Here is a 17,325-nt window from a genome sequence, read left to right as displayed (position 1 = left end):
GGATTTTATTTAATGATAAAATCTGGGCGTTATTTTATTCGAAATAGACGTCGGGATTATCGGCCAGGGAAACGAAGCTCTTGGTGTTTCTATCCAGCGTACGAATTTCGCCGCTTTCGATGTCGTACACCCAGCCGTGCAGGCGCAGCCCGCTGTTGCGCAGACCCACCGCCACAGAAGGGTGGGTTTTGATATTATTTAGCTGGGCGATAACGTTCTCTTCCACCATAGCGTTAACTTTGTCTGTTTCGCTATTCCAGGTTTTCTTCTCGACCACCGCTTTGGCCGCATCCGCGTAGTGCAGCCAGTGGGCTACCGCAGGCATGGGATCGAGGCAGTGACAGGACGCGATAGCCTTCATGGCGCCACAGTTCGAGTGGCCACAAATCACGATATCAGTTACGCCCAGCGCCACTACCGCGTATTCGATAGTCGCAGAAACCCCACCCGGCTCCGGGCCAAAGGAAGGGACGATGTTACCGGCGTTGCGAATAACGAACAGTTGCCCAGGCTCTTGCTGCGTCACCAGCTCGGGCACCAGGCGGCTGTCAGAACAGGAAATAAACAGCGCTTTGGGATTTTGGCTGGAGGCCAGGCTGCGAAAGAGTTCCTTACGCTGCGGGAAAATCTCTTTCTGGAAACTGAGGAAACCTTCAATGATATGTTGCATACAACGCTCTCTGCATCTGTAGTCTGCGTAATATGATAATCATCCTCTTCCGTTAGTCCAGCAATGGCACGGTAAAAAAATGTGTGTACATATCCCCTGTAAACCACATTAAATACGGGGTTTAAACCCGTTTCCGGCAGAATTGTCCGGTTCGCTTACGCGTGGGTTGCTGATAAAGCGGGTAGCAAAAAACCGGCTGTCGTGCCCATGCAGCGCTGACGCAAGCGAAGATAAAAAAAGCCCGCCGGGGTGATATCCGGCGGGCTTTTTGGCGTCTGGTGCGGTGATTATTTGTAGATAACCGCGGTGGCGTGCATCAGGTTGTTACCGCTGGTCGAAGTGATGGTGAAGGCCTTGGCGCCTGCCGCATCGGCTTTGGCGGCCAGTTGAGACTTCAGGCTGCTCAGGTCGGTCGCGCCGCTGGCGACGATCACGCCGGCTTTTTCGAATTGGGCGGCATCCTGGGCGCTGACGTGTTCAGCGGCGAAAGTGGTGAAAGAAACGGTGGCCAGGGCGATAGCGGCAGCAAAAGTTTTGATGGTTTTCATGTTCGTCATTCCTGTCAAAGTGAATTAGGGAGAAAGGGGGTTGCCTTTCGATGGGAAGATTATTGCGCAGTGACAGGCGGGATGAAATCGGAGAGTGTTGATGGGTTTGTTCAGATTTTTTGATTGTTAATCCCCCCGTTTATCTTCTGCCTAAACGGGGGAGACGATCAGCGCGTCGGGCGCGCCAAATCGAAACGGTGCTGTTCGGAAATGCCGTAGTAGGCGGTCGGGCCGCCGGCGCGCAGAATAGGTTCGGCAGCGGCGGTCTGGTAGACGCCGTGTTCGTCCAGCAGCGCCGGATCGAGGTGCACCGCCACCACCTCGCCCAATACCAGCCAGGTTTCCACCTGTTCACCGGCGGCGGTTTGCAGCTGAATGCACTGGGTCAGCCGGCATTCGAAGTTAACCGGACTTTCGGCCACGCGCTCGGCTTTGACCCGGCGCCCGGGCAGCGGCGTGACGCCGGCGAAGGCGAATTCATCCTCGCCGCGCGGCAGGGGGATGGAACTGTTGTTCATCGCTTCCGCCAGCGGGCGTGTCGCCAGGTTCCAGACGAATTCGCCGGTTTCCACGATATTCGCCACGCTGTCTTTCCAGCCGGTGCTGGCGAAACCGACGATCGGCGGACGGTAGTTGAAGCAGTTGAAAAAGCTGTAGGGCGCCAGATTGCGCAAGCCGGCGGCGCTGCGGGAAGAGATCCAGCCGATGGGGCGCGGGCCGACGATGGCGTTCAGCGGATCGTGCGGCAGGCCGTGGCCGGCGGCGGGTTCATAATAATAACGAGATTCACGGCTCATGGGGGATCCTGTGGCAATCGATGAGGTTTTCATTGTGCCGGGTTTCCCGCCGCTGCGCCATTGCGGGCGGGATGTGTTATCTTACGCGCCGGAAATACCTTCAAGAGAGCCCGTCACGGTGGAAAAAAAGAAAACCTTCCCGCAGCAGAAAAGCGGCCTGCATCCGCGCAACCGTCATCGTTCACGCTATGACTTCCCGGCGCTGATCGCCAGCTGCCCGGCGTTGGCGCCGTTCGTAAAACCGAACGCCTGGGGCGATGTGTCGGTGGACTTCGCCGATCCGGCGGCGGTGAAAATGCTCAACCGTGCGTTGCTGCAGCACTTTTACGGCATCGAACACTGGGATATTCCGGCGGACTACCTGTGCCCGCCGATCCCCGGCCGCGCCGATTATCTGCACCACCTGGCGGATCTGCTGGCGACCAGCAACGGCGGCGAGATCCCGCGCGGCAAGGGCGTGGCGATCCTCGACGTCGGCGTCGGCGCCAACTGCATTTACCCGATCGTCGGCCTGCGCGAATACGGCTGGCGTTTCACCGGGTCTGAAATCGATTCGGTGTCGCTCAACGCGGCCAAAATGATCGTCGAGATGAACCCGACGCTGCGCAACAGCGTGCGTCTGCGGTTGCAAAAACAGCCTGAGCTGATTTTTAGCGGCATCATCGGCGCGGCCGAGAAATTTGACGCCACCCTGTGCAACCCGCCGTTCCACGCGTCCGAGCAGGAAGCGCGCGCCAGCACCCGCCGCAAGCTGCATAAATTGGGCAAAGGGGAAGTGGCCGACAAGCCGGTGCAAAACTTCGGCGGCAAGAACAACGAACTGTGGTGCGAAGGTGGCGAAGAAGCCTTCGTGCGCAAGATGGTGGAAGAGAGCGTCGGCAAGGCCAACAACTGCCTGTGGTTCACTTCGCTCATCTCGAAAAACACCACGCTGCCGGCCATTTACCATGCGCTGAAGGTGGCGGGCACGGCCGAGGTGCGCACCATCGAGATGGCGCAAGGGCAGAAGATCAGCCGCTTTGTCGCCTGGACCTTCCACGACGCCGAGCAACAGGCCGCCTGGGCAGCCGAACACTGGCGCTAATCCTTCCGGCGCCGGTTATCCTGCCGGCGCCGACAAAAATCCGCATTTTACCTTTCAATTTTCATCACTTACGTTATTCTCAATACGGAATTAATAATAAAAATCTTAGGCTGTTGGTTTATTTAAATTCTAATAATTACTTTACTGAATAAATAAATTCAATCCGGTTAATAGCAATAACCAGAAGGAACGGCGCTGCCCGTTCCTTCCGCGATGGCACGTCTGCGTGTGGGCGCGGCACGTGGCCAGGCAAAAATAAGAAAAGCGCCATCATCTGCCACAAGGACTACACCTTATGCTGTTACGATTCAGTCAGTTAACTACCCACAAAGGCGCCGAACTGAGCGCGATAGAACACGCCGTTCCGATGATCGTATTCTCGCCCGATGGCACGGTATTGCGCGCCAACGATCTTTTCCTCAACACGCTGGGATTTCAACGCGATGACGTGATTGGCCGGCATCACCGTATTTTCTGCGATCCGAACTATGTTGCCAGCCCGCTATACCGCAAACATTGGGAGACGCTGAATAAGGGCCAACCCATTACGGACACCATAAAGCGCATCGCGAAAAACGGCGAGGCGGTGTGGCTGCAAGGCACCTATGCGCCGGTGCTGAATAAACAGGGTAAGGTGGTGGAGATCGTCAAGATTGCCAGCGAAGTGACCGAGCGAGTGACCCAGGCGCAGGAGCATCGCAGCCTGCTGGCGGCGCTGAATCGATCGATGGCGATGATCGCTTTCACGCCGCAGGGCACCATCGTCAGCGCTAACGACAATATGCTGGCGCTGATGGGCTATCGGCTGGAAGAGGCGTGCGGGCAGTCGCATGCGGTGCTGTGCCCGCCGGAGTTCGCCAATTCCGACGATTATCGGCGGCATTGGCAGCGCCTGGCGCGCGGCGAGTTCATCACCGGGCGTTTTGAGCGCCTCAACCGGCGCGGCGAACGGGTATGGCTGGAGGCCAGTTACAACCCGATCCTCGACAACGAAGGCCAGGTGGTGAAGGTGGTGAAGATTGCCCAGGACATCACCCGGCTGATGCAACAGCAGCAGCATGAAGAAGAGATGGTGCGCAACGCGCATCATCTGTCGCTCGATACCGATCGGCAGGCGGCGCAGGGCGCGATCATCGTGCAGCAGGCGGTGAAAGGCATGCAGCAGGTCGAAGCGGCGGCGCGCGAAACCTCGGACGTGGTCACCGAGCTGGGCAAGTGTTCTCAGCAGATCGGCACCATCGTCGAAGCCATTCGTAAAATCGCCTCCCAAACCAACCTGCTGGCGATTAACGCCTCGATCGAAGCCGCCCATGCCGGTGAGCACGGGCGCGGTTTTGCGGTGGTCGCCAACGAAGTGCGCACGCTGGCGGAACAGTCGCGTAAGGCGGCGACCGAGATTGAGCGCATGACCAAGTCTATCCAGCAAGGCGTGGCGGCGGCGATTGCCGGCATGGCAACCTGCGTAGAGCAGGCCGGCGGCGGCGTGGCGCTGACCCACGATGCCGGGGAAGTGATCAACCAGGTCAACATCGGCATGCACGACGTCGTGAAACTGATGCAGGCGTTTACGTCGGTGAAGCAGGGCGACGCGCTGCACTGAGTTTTCACCACGCCGCCCGCCGAAAACAGGGGCGGCGTTTTTATCTTCCCGCCGATTCACACGCCGTTGAGCCGTGGTTCAATTTTACCGGCCTATGCTATCCTTAAATGTGAACGAACGTTTGTTCATTGATGTTTATTCGATGGCGCCAGGCGCCCCCCTTCACCGTTTCGGGAGTTGCCGATGGGAAACCGAGAAAAGATTGTCGAGGCCGCGCTGCACAGCTTTACCCATAAGGGATTTCACCAGACCAGCATGCGGGATATCGCGCAGACGGCGGGCGTCAGCGTCGGCAACCTCTATAACCACTTTACCGGCAAGGAGGCGTTGATCGGCGAGATTGCGCTGCTGGAAAACGGCGTATTCACCGAGTTTGCCGCCGGATTGTGGGCCGACAGAAAGCGGCCGAAGCAGGCTCTGTCGGCCTTTTTTACCGCCTATCACGCTTTTGTCGCTGAGCCGGCCAATGTGCAGTTGTCGGCGGAGATCGTGGCGGAGGTGGCGCGCAACCCGGCGTTGGCCGAGCCGTTCGGCGCTAACCAGCGGCAGCTGATTGAGGCGCTGGCGACGGTTATCGCCGAGGCTCAGCAAACCGGTGAGATTGCACCGGCGATAGCGCCGTTACCGCTTGCGCAGCTGGTGTTGGACGTGATCGAAAGTCAGGCCTGGCGGCAGGCGATCTTTGCGTCGTCCGCGCCGGAGGAGACCACGCCGGTGCGGCTGTTGGAACAGCTGCTCTACCGGCATCCCTAGTCGAGGTGGATATGCTGCACATTGAGCCGTACCACGATGCTGACCGCCTGCAAACGGCGGCGCTGATCTACGCTGCGTTCTGCGACAAGTTCCAGCGCGCGCCGTCTGAGCCCCCGCCTTCAGTGGCGTCTGTTCTATCGGCTGTGGCGTTGGAAGCAAGGCGGCAGCCGGGAGCGCAGCTTCGTGGTGAAGCAGGATGAACAGGTGGTGGCGGCCTTTGCCCTCAATGCGGCCGCTGGCGAGAACAACGCCGGGCGGCGTCCGCATGCCTTGCCGATTTGGCGGCTGTGCCGCCGCTATGGTTGGCTGAACGTTTGGCGCATGTATCTGCAAATGGCGGTGTTGCGGCACACCCCGGCGGCCGATGAACTGTATCTCTCTTACTTGGCGGTAGCCGAGAGTCAGCGCGGCAAAGGGGTGGGCAAGCGGCTGCTGCAATGGATGAACGACTACGCTGCCGGGCAAGGCGCGGGCCGGTGCCTGAGCCTGCACGTCAGCCGGCGCAACGTGGATGCGCTGCGCCTGTATCGGCGCTGCGGTTTTCAGGTGCGGCGAGAAGAGCATTACGCTGCGTTGGGATGGCTGTTCGGTCAGGCCGACTGGGTGTTGATGGAGAGACGCTGCGGGGAGGCGACGTGCGCAAAATAGGACTGTGCAGCGTGGTGCTGTTCCTGCTGGCGTTCGGCTGGGTCATTTTCGTCAACGACTTTCGCTTCGTCACTGAACCGGTCACGGTGACCGCCGGCGGCAACCGGCTGACCGGCACGCTGGTGTTGCCGCAGCATGCGCCGGTCAAGCCCGGCGTCGTGGTGTTCGTACACGGTGATGGGCCGGCTAACGCCAGCCGCGACGAAGGCTATTACGGCATTTGGGAGGCGATGGCGCAGCAGGGCTACGCGGTTTTATCCTTCGATAAGCCGGGCGTTGGCGGCTCCGGCGGCAACTGGCTGCATCAGACCATGGCGGATCGCGCGCGGGAAACCGCCGATATCATCGACTGGGCCCGGCGGGACGGGCGCTTCGATGCGCGCTGCGTGGGGCTGTGGGGCACCAGCCAGGCGGGGTGGGTGATGCCGGCGGTGGCGCGTTTGCGCCCCGACATCGCCTTCACGCTGGCGCTGGCGCCGGCGATCAACTGGCTGCGGCAAGGGCGTTATAACACCCGGGCGGCGATGGCGGCGGCAGGGGATGATGAAGCGCTGATCCAGGCGCGCGAGGCGCATTGGCGCCACATTCAGACGCTGCTCGAACAGCCGGACGGCTACGCGCAGTACCGCCGCGAGTATGGCGCCGCCGCTGCATTGAGCGCCGACCGCTGGCACTTTATCCGCGCTAACATGGCCAGCGACGCGACGGCGGAATTGCGGCATTTCACCACGCCGGTGCACCTGATCCTGGGCGGGCGCGACGTCAACGTGGACGCGGACGAAACCGAGCGCGTGTATCGGCAAACGATCCCGGCCTCACTGCTGACGGTGACGCGCATCGACGAGGCCGATCATGTGATGATCAAACCGCTGTTCGCCCGCCATCCGTGGCTGATCAACGTGGTTGGCCTGTTTGCGCCGCGCTCGGTGCAATACGACGCCTACCGACAGGACGTGGCGGCCTTTCTGGCCGCTCAGCCCTGCGGGCGCTAACCGCCGGGGACCGAGGGCGGCGCCTGTTCTTCGTGCGGCTGCGGCGCGCGGGAGATCTGCATCGCCTGCTGCGGCATGCCGATGCCGGCCCGATCGAAATGGATTTTCACCAGCCGATCGAGGGCGTATTGCACCACCCACTGTTTCAGCGCCTGCGTGCGCACCGTCACGCGGGTGGTGAACGAGCGGTCGCCCAACGCCACCACGCCGTTGAAGACCGGCTCGCCAATCAGGAAATGCTTCACCTGTTCATCCTGCTTCAGCGCAGCGACGGCCTGATGCAGCACCTTATTGACCCGATCGATGTCCTCGTCGCGGCTGACGGTGTAGTTGGCGCGATACACTCCGAACTCACGCGCATAGTTGGCCAGCGTGGTGATCGAGGAGTACGGCACGATGTGGTAGACGCCGTAGTCGTCGCGCAGGCCGATCGAGCGGATGGTCATGCGCTCCACGGTGCCGGTGATGCCGCTGACGGTGACATATTCGCCGGTGTTCATGCCGTTTTCGAACTGGATGAACACGCCGGTGATCACGTCTTTCACCAGCGTCTGGGCGCCGAAGCTGATGGCCAGCCCCAGCGCGCCGGCGCCCGCCAGCAGCGGCGCGATGTTCAGCCCCACCTGCGACAGCACGATCATCACGGTAATGGTGCTGATAACGATGGCCAGCACGTTGCGAAACAGCGTCAGCAGCGTGCGTTCGCGCGCGCTCGGCCGCACGCCGTTGCTCAGTTCCAACGCCAGGCGGTGCTCGATGATGCTGGCCATCAGCGTCCAACTGAAGACGGCGATCAGCAGGATCAGCAGGATATGCACCAGCCCGCCGAGCGTTCGCTGGCCATTTTCGCTGCCCGCCCACTGGTACAGGTTGATCAGGTGCCAGGCATCGAGCAGGAACAGCGTCACCGCCAGCACCACCATCACCCGCAGTATCTTCAGCCCGTTGGGGATGTAGGAGTTGATGCGCCGCTCGAGCATCGGATAGCGCAGATTAACGTCGGTCGGCAGCGAAATGCGGCGGAAAATCCAGCGGGTCAGCATGCCGGACAGCAGAGCGCCGACGCCGACCACCAGCAGGCTTTTCACCGTGGCGCTCATCATAAAGCGCAGGCTGTTGCCGATGTCGAACTGGGACAGCACGAACAACACCAGAAAATAGGCGATCGCCAGCAGATGCCAGATATGCCCCAGGCCGCGCAGGATCGCGCTGAAAAACGCCATCGACCGTTCGGCCAGCAGGTTGATCTGTTGCTGTATCGGCTTGCGGTTGTGCAGGATCAGCCAGATGGCGTACAGCGTCAGCGCCAGCATCACCACCAGATTGACGGCGGCGGCGGCCGGGTAGCTGATCTGCACCGCCACCACCGGCACCACCACCATCAGGCCGTAGCCGATCAGGCCGCTGAGCCAGGCGAGGCGCGTGTTCCAGTAGCGCGCGCTCTGGTCGCTGAAGGGGAAGGGGCGCAGGTAGTCGAAGTTGGGGGCGAAAATCAGCCGCAGCACCGCTTTGAAAAACTCAATCACCGCGAAGGCGCTGAGAAACAGGGTCTGCAGCCGCAGAATGGTGGCGCTGTCGGCGTGGACGTGGCGGGCGAACAGGTTGCCCGCCGCCAGCGCCAGCAGCAGCACCAGCAGATCGACGGCGAAAGCGCCGAGAATGGCGGCGGGGCGCTTATACCACGGGCCGCGCTGTAGCCGCGCGTTGTGCCCCCAGCTGCCCATGCGTTTGTACAACGGCGCGATCAGCCGCCGGATCAGGTGGAACAGCGCAAAGGTGACCGCCACCGTCAGCAGAAAGTAACCCAGCGCGCGGAAAAAGCCGGCGGGATTGAAAACGCGCTTCGGACCGGAGTCGATCAGCTTTTGCAGCGCGCCGAGCTTCTGGTTAAAGGTGCCGATGCCCTCCTGCGCCAGCGAGTTCAGGCTGTCGCTCAGCGTGGCCGGCGTTGATTCCTCCGGCGTTGTTGGGGCGGCGGCGGGGGCGTCGCCGGCGGCCTGTTTCAGGTGGTTGATGAGTGCCGCGCGCGCTTTGTCGTCTTGCAGCAGATCGGCCAGCGCGGCGTAGGCGGCCTTCTGCTGCTCGCTCTTGTCGGCGGGCGCGGGCGGCGCGTTTTGCGCCAGCGCCGGTGGCGCGAAGACGTTCAGGGTCAGCAACAGCAGCAGGAAAAGCAGGTGTTCTCGCAGATGAGAACCTCGTCGGGAGTCTGCGTTTGGCGGCATTGTTCCTCTCTTTGGCGTTCTGTGATCGGCGGATGTCAGAGCAATACGATGAAAAACAATGAATATAGTAGGAAAGGTGGCGCGATGTGGCGTGGGAACGCGTGCGGAATGAAAGCGGCGGGCGCGTGGCGCGCCCGCCGTGAAACCGCCAGGATCAGGATACGTGCTGCAGGAACTCCTGCAGACGCGGGCTTGGCGGATGGTTGATCAGGTCGTGCGGGTTGCCGTCTTCGGCAATCCGGCCCTTATCGATAAAGATCAGGCGCGACGCCACTTTTTCGGCAAAGCCGACTTCGTGGGTGACGATGACCATCGTCATGCCTTCCTCGGCCAGATCCTGCATCACCTTCAGCACTTCGTGGCGCAATTCCGGATCGAGCGCGGAGGTCGGCTCGTCGAACAGCATCATTTTCGGCTTCACCGCCAGCGCGCGCGCAATCGCCACGCGCTGCTGCTGCCCGCCCGACAGTTCGGACGGGTAGTGGTGGGCACGCTCCGCCAGACCGACCTTGGCCAGCAGCTCGCGCGCCAGCTTTTCCGCATCGGACTTCTTCGCGCCGCGCACGCGGATCGGGCCGAAGGCGACGTTTTCCAGCGCCGTCAGGTGTGGGAACAGGTAGAACTGCTGGAACACCATGCCGGCTTCCTGGCGGATCAACCGATCGTCCACTTTCGGATCGTTGGCTTTCAGGCCGTCGACGATCAGATCGCCGCTGGTGACCTCTTCCAGCTTGTTGATGCAGCGCAGCAGGGTGGATTTGCCGGAGCCGGACGGCCCGATGATCACCACCACTTCGCCTTTGTCGATCTTCAAATCGATGTTATGCAGCACCTGGGTTTGGCCAAAATGCTTGGAGACGTTTTTAAATTCAATCACAGGATTTTCATCCTTCTTTCCAGACGACGCAGCACGAAGCTCAGCACCAGGGTAATAATCAGATAGATAACCGCCACGGCGCTCCAGATTTCCAGCGCGCGGAAGTTACCGGCAATAATTTCCTGACCCTGACGGGTCAGCTCCGCCACGCCGATCACGATGAACAGCGAGGTGTCTTTGATGCTGATGATCCACTGGTTGCCCAGCGGCGGCAGCATGCGGCGCAGCGCCAGCGGCATAATGACGTAGCGGATGGTTTCGCGGCGCGACAGGCCGAGCGCCAGGCCGGCCTCGCGGAAACCGTTATGAATCGACAGCACCGCGCCGCGGGTGATTTCCGCAATGTAGGCGCCGGAGTTGATCATGATGGTCACCACCGCCGCGGTGAACGGATCGATGCGCAAATCGGTGAACGCCATCGGCAGGGCGAAGTAGATGAACATCACCTGCACCACGATCGGCGTGCCGCGGATCACTTCGATAAACACCAACGCGATGTGGTTGGCGATCCAACCGCCGTAGGTGCGGGCAAAGCCGGCGACGAGGCCGATGATCAGGCCGCCAATCAGACCGAGGACCGAAATCCACAGGGTCATTTTGGCGCCCTCTAACAAGATAGGAATGGCGGGCCAGATGGCGCTCCAGTCGAACTGCATGATATTTCTCCCGGTGATCCCGAACGTGGGTATCAGATACAACGAAGCGCAGGGGGGGTAAGCGCCCCCCTGTGCTTAAGTTAATAGCTTGCCAAATTCACAGCTTACTTAGGTTCGGTGCCGAACCACTTCTTGTAGATCTCGTTATAGGTGCCGTTCTCACGCAGGGTCTTCAGCGCGCCGTTCACCTTCTCGCGCAGCTCGTCGCTGCCTTTAGGGAAGGCGATGCCATACTGCTGTGCTTCCAGCGAATCGCCTACGGTTTTGAACTTGCCGGCGCCGGCCGTCTTGATGAAGTACAGGATGTTTGGCGTGTCGTGCAGCACCGCATCGGCGCGCTTGGTGCCCAGCTCCATGTAGGCGTTGTCGATGTTAGGGAACTGACGCAGATCCTTGGTTTTGATGTGCTGCTTGGCGTAATCCACCGAGCCGGTGCCGCTCTTCACCGCCACCACTTTGCCGTTCAGATCGTCGATGCTTTTCACGCTGTTGTTGTCGGCGTTGACCATCACCAGCAGGCCGCTCTTGTAGTAGCCGTCGGAGAAGTCGATGGCTTTCTTGCGCTCATCGGTGATGGTGATGCCGGCCAGCGCCAGATCGACGTTTTTGGTCTGCAGCGCCGGAATGATGCCGCCGAAGTCCATTGGCTTCAGGGTGTAGTCCAGCTTCAGCTCTTTGGCGACGGCGGCCCACAGGTCGATGTCGAAGCCGACGTATTTGTCGCCTTGTTTGAACTCAAAAGGAACGAAAGCGGTGTCGGTGGCGACCACCAGTTTGTCTGCTGCGTGGGAACTTACGGCAAAGGCCAGAGAGAGTGCGGCCAGGGAGACTTTAAAAATCGACTTCATGAGAGGAATTCCTGTACAGGTTGCGGATTACCCATTTTTTATATTGCAGTTGGTGCCATGAAAAAATCGTGCCATGTTTTCAACTACTATAAAAACAAAGAGTTATTGCGTGATGTTGTGCCGTAAAGGCGAATTGTTATGGTTATGCACCAAGGTGAGGCGCCAAAATGGTGCGTAAGAATTATCTTGGTGCACGGGGCTATCATTAACCAAACTTTGGCTGTGAAACAACCGTTCTTTAACGTTTTTGCTTCAATATTGATAACTAACTCTAACTTTCATGATGCACTGACGGTGCAAGCGGAGCCGCGAGCGGCGAAAAGGGGGGCAGATAATGCTAGCGCAACTGGCTGTCTTTGCTGCCGCGCCGGTTGTACAGGCTGGCGGCCGCGTGTTTTTTGTCTTGTTCGGTCTGGCAGGCGAGGCAAAAACGCACGCCGATTAACGCCTTGCGGCGCGCCTCGGGGATCGGTTCTCCGCATTCCTGGCAATAGCGCTCGCTCTCGCCGTGCCCGAGCGCTTCACGCGCGCGCTGCACCGCATCGTCGACGGTGGAATCAATCTGATCTTGTACGGCGCCGTCCGCCGCCCAGCCGCTGGCCATCGTTACCTCCTGACAAAGGAACCTTACCGTTTAATATGGGCCGTTTTTTGTACAATGCAACGGCCGCGCAAAAGAAAACAGGCCGGGCGAAGCCCAGCCTGTTCTGCCCGGAACGACGGGCGCTCTGCAACTTTTTAGCGTTATTCGATGTTGGATTCGATGAACCACAGGAACTTGTCCAGATCGCGCGAAGCGGCGGTGAACATGTCGGCGGTATCTTCGTCTTCCACTTCGGTAATGGCTTTACGGATATCATTCGCGACCGCGCCGTAGCGATCGGCCAGCGCTTTCAGGTGCTCTTGCACGCTGTGGATATTGGTCGGATAGCTTTTCAGCGGCGTCCGATCGTTAACCACCTGTACGGTGCCCAGTGCCACGCCGCCCAGTTGCACCACGCGTTCGGCGAAGGTGTCCTGATGCTCGATGATGGCGGTGCGGAAGCCGTCCAGCATTTCATGGACCGCGATGAAGTTTGCGCCGCGCATATTCCAGTGCGCCTGCTTGGTGATCAACGAAAGATCGATGAATTGCACGACCTGATGGTTCAGCGCCTTGATGGCGGCCAGTTTGACTTTTTCGTCCAGATCGTTACGGGTATACAGCAGATCAGAAGATTTCGTTTTCACCAGTTTAGCGGTACTCATATCAGATATCCTCTTGATTAGTCGTTGTCCTATTTCGTTACGGGATCAATTATAGCAGGGGTATTTATTTTTGCCGTACGAAAATGGCTATTGCACAAATAGGAATGGCCGAATGGCACTATTTTATTTGTTTTTTGTTTTTGTGTAACTTTATGAAAGTTATTGTTATTTCAATTTAAGTTATTATTTGTGTCAGTGAATATTTACCCCTGTTATTTTATTTTTTGCCGGCATGCGGGTTCGGCTAAATATCTGCTTTGTTATCGGGGTGTTAATTTCAAGCCTATTCAGATTGATAGCCGTAATTGATGCGGATAAAGTAAGGGAATTAACCCCGGACTTTATTGGCGAATGATGAAAATTAACGTCGTCGGCACCAGCGGCAGCGGTAAAAGCACCCTGGCGCGTCAACTGGCGGAACGTCTTGACGTTCCCTATATCGAGATGGACAGGCTCTATTGGCGGCCCGAGTGGCAGGGGACGCCCGATGACGCGTTCTTGGCGCGGCTTGAGCAGACGCTGGCCGAAGCGGGAGGAGGCTGGGTGCTGGACGGCAACTACAGCCGCACGCAGGCGATCAAGTGGCGCGAGGTCGATTATATCCTGTGGCTGGACTACGGCTTCTGCCGCACGCTGTGGCAGGCCGTGCGCCGCGCGTGCCGGCGCGCGGCCAGCAAACGCGAGCTGTGGCCGGGCACCGGCAATCGGGAAAGTTTCCGCCGTTCTTTCTTCAGCCGCGAGTCGATCGTGCTGTGGACGATCCGCACTTACTCGAAGAACCGGCGAAAATACCTGGCGGAGATGGCCCGTACCGATGCAGGGCGCCGTTTCAAGCGCTTGCGCTCTCCCCGCCAGGCCGCCGATTTTCTACGGACGCTGCCGCAGGTTCACAGCAGCAGGCGGTGATGGATCCTCACTACCGCTTTCTTGATGTGCTGCGGCCGCTGCCACAGGCAGCCGGTTTTGTGCGCTTCCATCTGGAAAAAGATCGCGAACATGCCGTGCGTCATGTGCAGCGTTTGCGGGTGGCGTTTGATGTCCAGCAGCAGAAGGTCGCTATTTTCCGCGTGGGGATGTTCGCGGTGCCAGTCGCCCGCCAGGCCGTATTCGATGCGTTCTTCGCCGCTGATCAGCAGATGCAGCGCGATGTACTCCTGATGCATTTCGGCGCGCTTTTCCGCCGCCGGCACGGTGGTCAGCGTCATCACGTCCATAAAGATGTTGTCGCCGTCGATCGGGTGATGGCCCAGCGCCAGTTCGGGCAGGTCGCATCGGCGTAACTCGGTCAGGGTTGAAACCAGCGCCGGCGCGAGTCCGCGGCCGAAGCGGGGGTTGAACAGGCTGTTGTGAATCACTGTTATTCTCCATGTGAGCGAAAGTCCAAAGAGCCTGCGATACAGGCTAAGGGGAAGTATGCCGATTTGTCACGAGGAAAACAGTTAACCCGCCTGCATTCCGACGTTGCGGTCGGCAGGCGAGTCAGGCGATCAGGAAAGGCTTTCGAGGCGCGGCTTGGGGCGAATGGTCAGGGCGGAGCCCATGGAGGCGGCGATAATCGCCGCCAGCGCCAGCCATTGCACGCCGCTCAGGTGTTCGCCGAGGAACAGCATGCCGGACAGCGCCGCCATCGCCGGTTCGAGGCTCATTAAGGTGCCGAAGGTGCGCGCCGGAATTTTGGGCAGCGCGATGATCTCCAGCGAATATGGCAGCGCGGTGGAGAGGATCGCCACCGCCAGCGCCACCGGCAGAATATCGAGGTTGAACAGTACGCTGCCGGTTTGCCAGGCGCCGATCGGGCAGAACACCAGCGCGGCGATCAAGGAGCCGAGCGCCACCGTACCGGGGCCGTGATCGCCGCCGGCCTTCTGGCCGAAGATGATATAGACCGCCCAGCAGGCGCCGGCGCCGAGCGCACAGGCGGCACCGAACGGATCGATCCCGCCCACGCCGTGGCCGAGCGGCAACAGGAACCATAACCCGGCGATCGCCAGCGCCACCCAAAGAAAGTCGATCGGCCGGCGCGACGAGAACATGGCCACCGCCAACGGGCCGGTAAACTCCAGCGCCACGGCGATGCCGAGCGGCACGGTGCGCAGCGACAGGTAGAACAGGTAGTTCATCGCGCCGAGCGACAGGCCGTAAATCAGCAGCGGCAAGCGGCTGCCGGCGACGATGCGCATACGCCACGGGCGGAAGATAATGAACAGAATCAGGGTGCCGATGAAAAGGCGCAGCGTCGTAATGCCTTCGGCGCCCACGATCGGGAACAGGCTTTTGGCCAACGAGGCGCCGCTCTGGATAGACACCATGGCGATGATCAACAGACAGATGGGCAGAAGCGCGGAGGGCGCTCTGCCGGAAGTAGATAACGACATCCTTAACGAGCCTTTTTTGCGCCGTTCCTCAGCCTTGAGAAAACGGTCGAAACGGGGATGCGAGCAGTGTAAATGAAATGGCGAAAATCTGTCTGAGAAAAGCGCGCATCGCGGTGAAATCCGCCGATCCTCGGATGAGATGTGGCGGATTTGGTCAAAAAGTGCGCTTTTTCTTAAGAATTATCTGGATATTAAATTGGTGATTTTTGTCACAGAAAGCCGTAGAATACGGCCGAAAATAGAGCGAAAAGAAGCAGATACACTGTTCTTGAAATCTTCTGTTACACGATATAAAGCTTTAGACACTCATTTCAAGGCAGAGTTTCACGCTAATTTTTGTTATATTTTCAAAGCATGAACAAATGGATGTACTTAATAATAAAACGCGTTTGAGGTGGTTATGAAAAAAATTGCATGTCTTTCCGCAGTAGCAGCTTGCGTATTAGCAGTTAGCGCAGGTACCGCATTCGCTGGTCAGAGCACCGTATCCGCTGGCTATGCGCAGGGTGATCTCCAAGGCGTTGCTAACAAGGCCGACGGTTTCAACCTGAAATACCGTTACGAGTTCGACAACAACCCACTGGGTGTGATCGGCTCCTTCACCCACCTGGAAAAAAATCGTTCTGAAAACGGTTTCTACAAGAAATCTCAGTACGATTCCATCACCGCAGGTCCAGCTTACCGCTTCAACGACTGGGCGAGCATCTACGGTGTGATCGGTGTTGGCTACGGCAAAAACATCGACAACGCCCAGGCTGGTGGTAACAAAGGTGGCAACAGCGACTACGGCTTCACCTACGGTGCCGGTCTGCAGTTCAACCCAATCGAAAACGTTGCCCTGGACGTTGGCTACGAGCAGAGCCGCATCCGCAGCGTGGACGTTGGCAGCTGGAACGTTGGCGTAGGCTACCGCTTCTAAGATTTCTTCATGCCTGCGGGCGTGAATGCGCGGCACAGGTTGCCGCGCGGATAAAAAATCCGCCTTCGGGCGGATTTTTTTTATCTGTCATTGGCCGCCGCGCCCCGTCGGCTGCGTCGAAAAGCGTGCGCTGCGGGCATCGCGCTCATAGCCTTGCGGTTCGGTCAGTAAACCGTACAGCTCGGGGCGGCGTCCGTAAATCCAGCGGCGGCCGGTGCTGAGCGGGATCAGCGTCAGATCGAGATCGGCGCTGACCATCCGGTCTTCCGCCGCCCAGGTCTCCGCCACGATGCGGCCGTAGGGATCGAGGATCATCGCATTGCCGGTGCGTACCTCATCGTCATCGCGGCCCACGCCGTTGCTGAACAGCAAAAACAGCCCGTTGTCGTGAGCGCGCGAGGGCAGCCAGCGCATCAGCCAGCCGCGGCCGTGTTCGCCGCGAAAGGCGGCTTCTATCGCCTGCGGATCTTCCGCCCGCCGCTGCCACAGCGCCTGTGGGATCGGCTTCATGCCGTGCGGGCTGCGCGAATGGGTGCCGCCGGTCTGGTGCGGGGCCATCAACACCTCCGCGCCCAGCAGCGCCGTTGCGCGCACATTCTCCACCAGATTATTGTCCCAGCAGATCAATACGCCCACGCGCACGCCCCAGGGGGTGTCGAATACGGTATAGCGATCGCCGCTGGCGATAGCCGGGTGTTCGAAGGCGTGCAGTTTACGGTGCACATGCAGCGCGCCGTCCGGCAGGCATACGGCGTAGGCGTTGTAGCAACGGCCGTCGTCGCCCAGCTCGATCAGCCCGACGCCGATCGCCATGTTGTATCGCTCCGCCAGCGGGCGAATGCGCGCCAGCGAAGGGCTGGCGGCGATCGGTTCCGCCAGCGCCCGCACTTCGACGTCGGACAGATGGCGCACGTGCCAATAGCCGGTGATGCACATTTCCGGGAAGGCCAGCAGCTGTACCTGCTGCTCGGCCGCCTGAGCGATAAAGCGCTCAATGATCGACAGGTTGTAATTCTTATCGTTGGCGCGATGCTGGAACTGCACCGTGGCGGCGCGCAATGAGATGGTCATGGTGTCTCTCCGGTTAG

At 59.6% G+C, this 17,325-nt stretch carries 19 protein-coding genes; 7 read left to right on the top strand and 12 right to left on the bottom strand.

The window, feature by feature from the left end:
- Nucleotides 1-34: 34 nt before the first annotated feature.
- The 3 genes from ACSBQQ_RS11170 to ACSBQQ_RS11160 form a co-directional block, all read right to left on the bottom strand.
- Nucleotides 35-670 (bottom strand): carbonic anhydrase, encoded by a 636-nt coding sequence (locus tag ACSBQQ_RS11170; protein ID WP_435013016.1) that lies wholly within the window; start codon nucleotides 668-670, stop codon nucleotides 35-37.
- A 287-nt stretch (nucleotides 671-957) separates the two neighbouring features.
- A complete protein-coding gene (gene bhsA, locus ACSBQQ_RS11165; RefSeq protein ID WP_015377148.1) occupies nucleotides 958-1,218 on the bottom strand; it encodes a multiple stress resistance protein BhsA in 261 nt (86 codons plus the stop codon).
- Nucleotides 1,219-1,385: 167 nt separating this feature from the next.
- Nucleotides 1,386-2,015 (bottom strand): flavin reductase family protein, encoded by a 630-nt coding sequence (locus ACSBQQ_RS11160; RefSeq protein ID WP_033646882.1) that lies wholly within the window; start codon nucleotides 2,013-2,015, stop codon nucleotides 1,386-1,388.
- 118 nt (nucleotides 2,016-2,133) lie between these two features.
- Here ACSBQQ_RS11160 and rlmF point away from each other — a divergent pair, with 118 nt between their 5' ends.
- The 5 genes from rlmF to ACSBQQ_RS11135 all read left to right on the top strand — a co-directional run bounded on the left by rlmF (nucleotide 2,134) and on the right by ACSBQQ_RS11135 (nucleotide 7,092).
- Complete coding sequence (gene rlmF / locus ACSBQQ_RS11155) at nucleotides 2,134-3,099, top strand: 23S rRNA (adenine(1618)-N(6))-methyltransferase RlmF (RefSeq protein ID WP_170929824.1); 966 nt, start codon at nucleotides 2,134-2,136, stop codon at nucleotides 3,097-3,099.
- Nucleotides 3,100-3,394: 295 nt separating this feature from the next.
- Entirely contained in the window at nucleotides 3,395-4,699 is a 1,305-nt protein-coding gene (locus ACSBQQ_RS11150; RefSeq protein WP_033653405.1) for a methyl-accepting chemotaxis protein, read from the top strand.
- Nucleotides 4,700-4,882: 183 nt separating this feature from the next.
- Nucleotides 4,883-5,452, top strand: a complete 570-nt coding sequence (locus ACSBQQ_RS11145) for a TetR/AcrR family transcriptional regulator (protein WP_060418344.1) — start codon at nucleotides 4,883-4,885, stop codon at nucleotides 5,450-5,452.
- A 183-nt stretch (nucleotides 5,453-5,635) separates the two neighbouring features.
- Nucleotides 5,636-6,100 carry a GNAT family N-acetyltransferase gene (locus ACSBQQ_RS11140; RefSeq protein WP_230199884.1) on the top strand — a complete coding sequence of 155 codons (465 nt, stop codon included), beginning with the start codon at nucleotides 5,636-5,638 and terminating at the stop codon, nucleotides 6,098-6,100.
- Nucleotides 6,088-7,092: an alpha/beta hydrolase family protein gene (locus tag ACSBQQ_RS11135; protein ID WP_060387457.1), complete on the top strand. Its 1,005-nt coding sequence runs from the start codon at nucleotides 6,088-6,090 to the stop codon at nucleotides 7,090-7,092. Before ACSBQQ_RS11140 ends, ACSBQQ_RS11135 begins: the two co-directional genes overlap by 13 nt.
- On the opposite strand, the gene ybiO is transcribed toward ACSBQQ_RS11135, so the two are convergent.
- From ybiO to dps, 6 genes are all read right to left on the bottom strand, one after another.
- Entirely contained in the window at nucleotides 7,089-9,314 is a 2,226-nt protein-coding gene (gene ybiO / locus ACSBQQ_RS11130) for a mechanosensitive channel protein (RefSeq protein WP_060387458.1), read from the bottom strand. The two genes, ACSBQQ_RS11135 and ybiO, sit on opposite strands and share 4 nt — an antisense overlap.
- A gap of 154 nt (nucleotides 9,315-9,468) precedes the next feature.
- Entirely contained in the window at nucleotides 9,469-10,191 is a 723-nt protein-coding gene (glnQ, locus tag ACSBQQ_RS11125) for a glutamine ABC transporter ATP-binding protein GlnQ (RefSeq protein ID WP_004939230.1), read from the bottom strand.
- The gene (gene glnP / locus ACSBQQ_RS11120) at nucleotides 10,188-10,847 is read right to left on the bottom strand and encodes a glutamine ABC transporter permease GlnP (RefSeq protein WP_004939229.1); all 660 of its coding nucleotides are present in this window, start codon (nucleotides 10,845-10,847) and stop codon (nucleotides 10,188-10,190) included. Before glnP ends, glnQ begins: the two co-directional genes overlap by 4 nt.
- 104 nt (nucleotides 10,848-10,951) lie before the next feature.
- Entirely contained in the window at nucleotides 10,952-11,695 is a 744-nt protein-coding gene (glnH, locus tag ACSBQQ_RS11115) for a glutamine ABC transporter substrate-binding protein GlnH (protein ID WP_004939223.1), read from the bottom strand.
- 337 nt (nucleotides 11,696-12,032) lie between these two features.
- Nucleotides 12,033-12,299 (bottom strand): DksA/TraR family C4-type zinc finger protein, encoded by a 267-nt coding sequence (locus ACSBQQ_RS11110; protein WP_033646872.1) that lies wholly within the window; start codon nucleotides 12,297-12,299, stop codon nucleotides 12,033-12,035.
- 140 nt (nucleotides 12,300-12,439) lie between these two features.
- Nucleotides 12,440-12,943 carry a DNA starvation/stationary phase protection protein Dps gene (gene dps, locus ACSBQQ_RS11105; protein WP_004939215.1) on the bottom strand — a complete coding sequence of 168 codons (504 nt, stop codon included), beginning with the start codon at nucleotides 12,941-12,943 and terminating at the stop codon, nucleotides 12,440-12,442.
- 354 nt (nucleotides 12,944-13,297) lie between these two features.
- Here dps and ACSBQQ_RS11100 point away from each other — a divergent pair, with 354 nt between their 5' ends.
- Nucleotides 13,298-13,849: an AAA family ATPase gene (locus ACSBQQ_RS11100; protein WP_033647478.1), complete on the top strand. Its 552-nt coding sequence runs from the start codon at nucleotides 13,298-13,300 to the stop codon at nucleotides 13,847-13,849.
- Here the strand turns inward: ACSBQQ_RS11100 and ACSBQQ_RS11095 are convergent.
- Complete coding sequence (locus tag ACSBQQ_RS11095; protein ID WP_033646871.1) at nucleotides 13,831-14,298, bottom strand: YhcH/YjgK/YiaL family protein; 468 nt, start codon at nucleotides 14,296-14,298, stop codon at nucleotides 13,831-13,833. The genes ACSBQQ_RS11100 and ACSBQQ_RS11095 overlap by 19 nt on opposite strands.
- Before the next feature lie 132 nt (nucleotides 14,299-14,430).
- Nucleotides 14,431-15,318, bottom strand: coding sequence for a threonine/homoserine exporter RhtA (gene rhtA, locus ACSBQQ_RS11090; protein WP_004939202.1), 888 nt, complete (start codon nucleotides 15,316-15,318; stop codon nucleotides 14,431-14,433).
- A gap of 400 nt (nucleotides 15,319-15,718) precedes the next feature.
- On the opposite strand from rhtA, the gene ompX reads away from it, so the two are divergent.
- The gene (gene ompX / locus ACSBQQ_RS11085; protein ID WP_033637662.1) at nucleotides 15,719-16,237 is read left to right on the top strand and encodes an outer membrane protein OmpX; all 519 of its coding nucleotides are present in this window, start codon (nucleotides 15,719-15,721) and stop codon (nucleotides 16,235-16,237) included.
- An 87-nt stretch (nucleotides 16,238-16,324) separates the two neighbouring features.
- Here the strand turns inward: ompX and ACSBQQ_RS11080 are convergent, their stop codons facing one another.
- Nucleotides 16,325-17,308, bottom strand: a complete 984-nt coding sequence (locus tag ACSBQQ_RS11080) for a nitrilase family protein (protein ID WP_039566890.1) — start codon at nucleotides 17,306-17,308, stop codon at nucleotides 16,325-16,327.
- Nucleotides 17,309-17,325: the final 17 nt, after the last annotated feature.

It is taken from the genome of Serratia sp. G204Y, from assembly GCF_051172435.1.
In the GTDB taxonomy this organism is placed as follows: domain Bacteria; phylum Pseudomonadota; class Gammaproteobacteria; order Enterobacterales; family Enterobacteriaceae; genus Serratia; species Serratia sarumanii.
Note: the sequence above shows the minus strand (reverse complement) of the source record. Positions and strands in the feature narration are given on the sequence as shown.

Excerpts from the sequence above, each read along its gene's own strand:
- ACSBQQ_RS11170 (WP_435013016.1), bottom strand. The coding sequence starts at position 670 with ATGCAACATATCATTGAAGGTTTCCTCAGTTTCCAGAAAGAGATTTTC.
- bhsA (WP_015377148.1), bottom strand. The coding sequence starts at position 1,218 with ATGAAAACCATCAAAACTTTTGCTGCCGCTATCGCCCTGGCCACCGTT.
- ACSBQQ_RS11160 (WP_033646882.1), bottom strand. The coding sequence starts at position 2,015 with ATGAGCCGTGAATCTCGTTATTATTATGAACCCGCCGCCGGCCACGGC.
- ACSBQQ_RS11150 (WP_033653405.1), top strand. The coding sequence starts at position 3,395 with ATGCTGTTACGATTCAGTCAGTTAACTACCCACAAAGGCGCCGAACTG.
- ACSBQQ_RS11145 (WP_060418344.1), top strand. The coding sequence starts at position 4,883 with ATGGGAAACCGAGAAAAGATTGTCGAGGCCGCGCTGCACAGCTTTACC.
- ybiO (WP_060387458.1), bottom strand. The coding sequence starts at position 9,314 with ATGCCGCCAAACGCAGACTCCCGACGAGGTTCTCATCTGCGAGAACAC.
- glnP (WP_004939229.1), bottom strand. The coding sequence starts at position 10,847 with ATGCAGTTCGACTGGAGCGCCATCTGGCCCGCCATTCCTATCTTGTTA.
- glnH (WP_004939223.1), bottom strand. The coding sequence starts at position 11,695 with ATGAAGTCGATTTTTAAAGTCTCCCTGGCCGCACTCTCTCTGGCCTTT.
- ACSBQQ_RS11110 (WP_033646872.1), bottom strand. The coding sequence starts at position 12,299 with ATGGCCAGCGGCTGGGCGGCGGACGGCGCCGTACAAGATCAGATTGAT.
- dps (WP_004939215.1), bottom strand. The coding sequence starts at position 12,943 with ATGAGTACCGCTAAACTGGTGAAAACGAAATCTTCTGATCTGCTGTAT.
- ACSBQQ_RS11100 (WP_033647478.1), top strand. The coding sequence starts at position 13,298 with ATGAAAATTAACGTCGTCGGCACCAGCGGCAGCGGTAAAAGCACCCTG.
- rhtA (WP_004939202.1), bottom strand. The coding sequence starts at position 15,318 with ATGTCGTTATCTACTTCCGGCAGAGCGCCCTCCGCGCTTCTGCCCATC.
- ompX (WP_033637662.1), top strand. The coding sequence starts at position 15,719 with ATGAAAAAAATTGCATGTCTTTCCGCAGTAGCAGCTTGCGTATTAGCA.
- ACSBQQ_RS11080 (WP_039566890.1), bottom strand. The coding sequence starts at position 17,308 with ATGACCATCTCATTGCGCGCCGCCACGGTGCAGTTCCAGCATCGCGCC.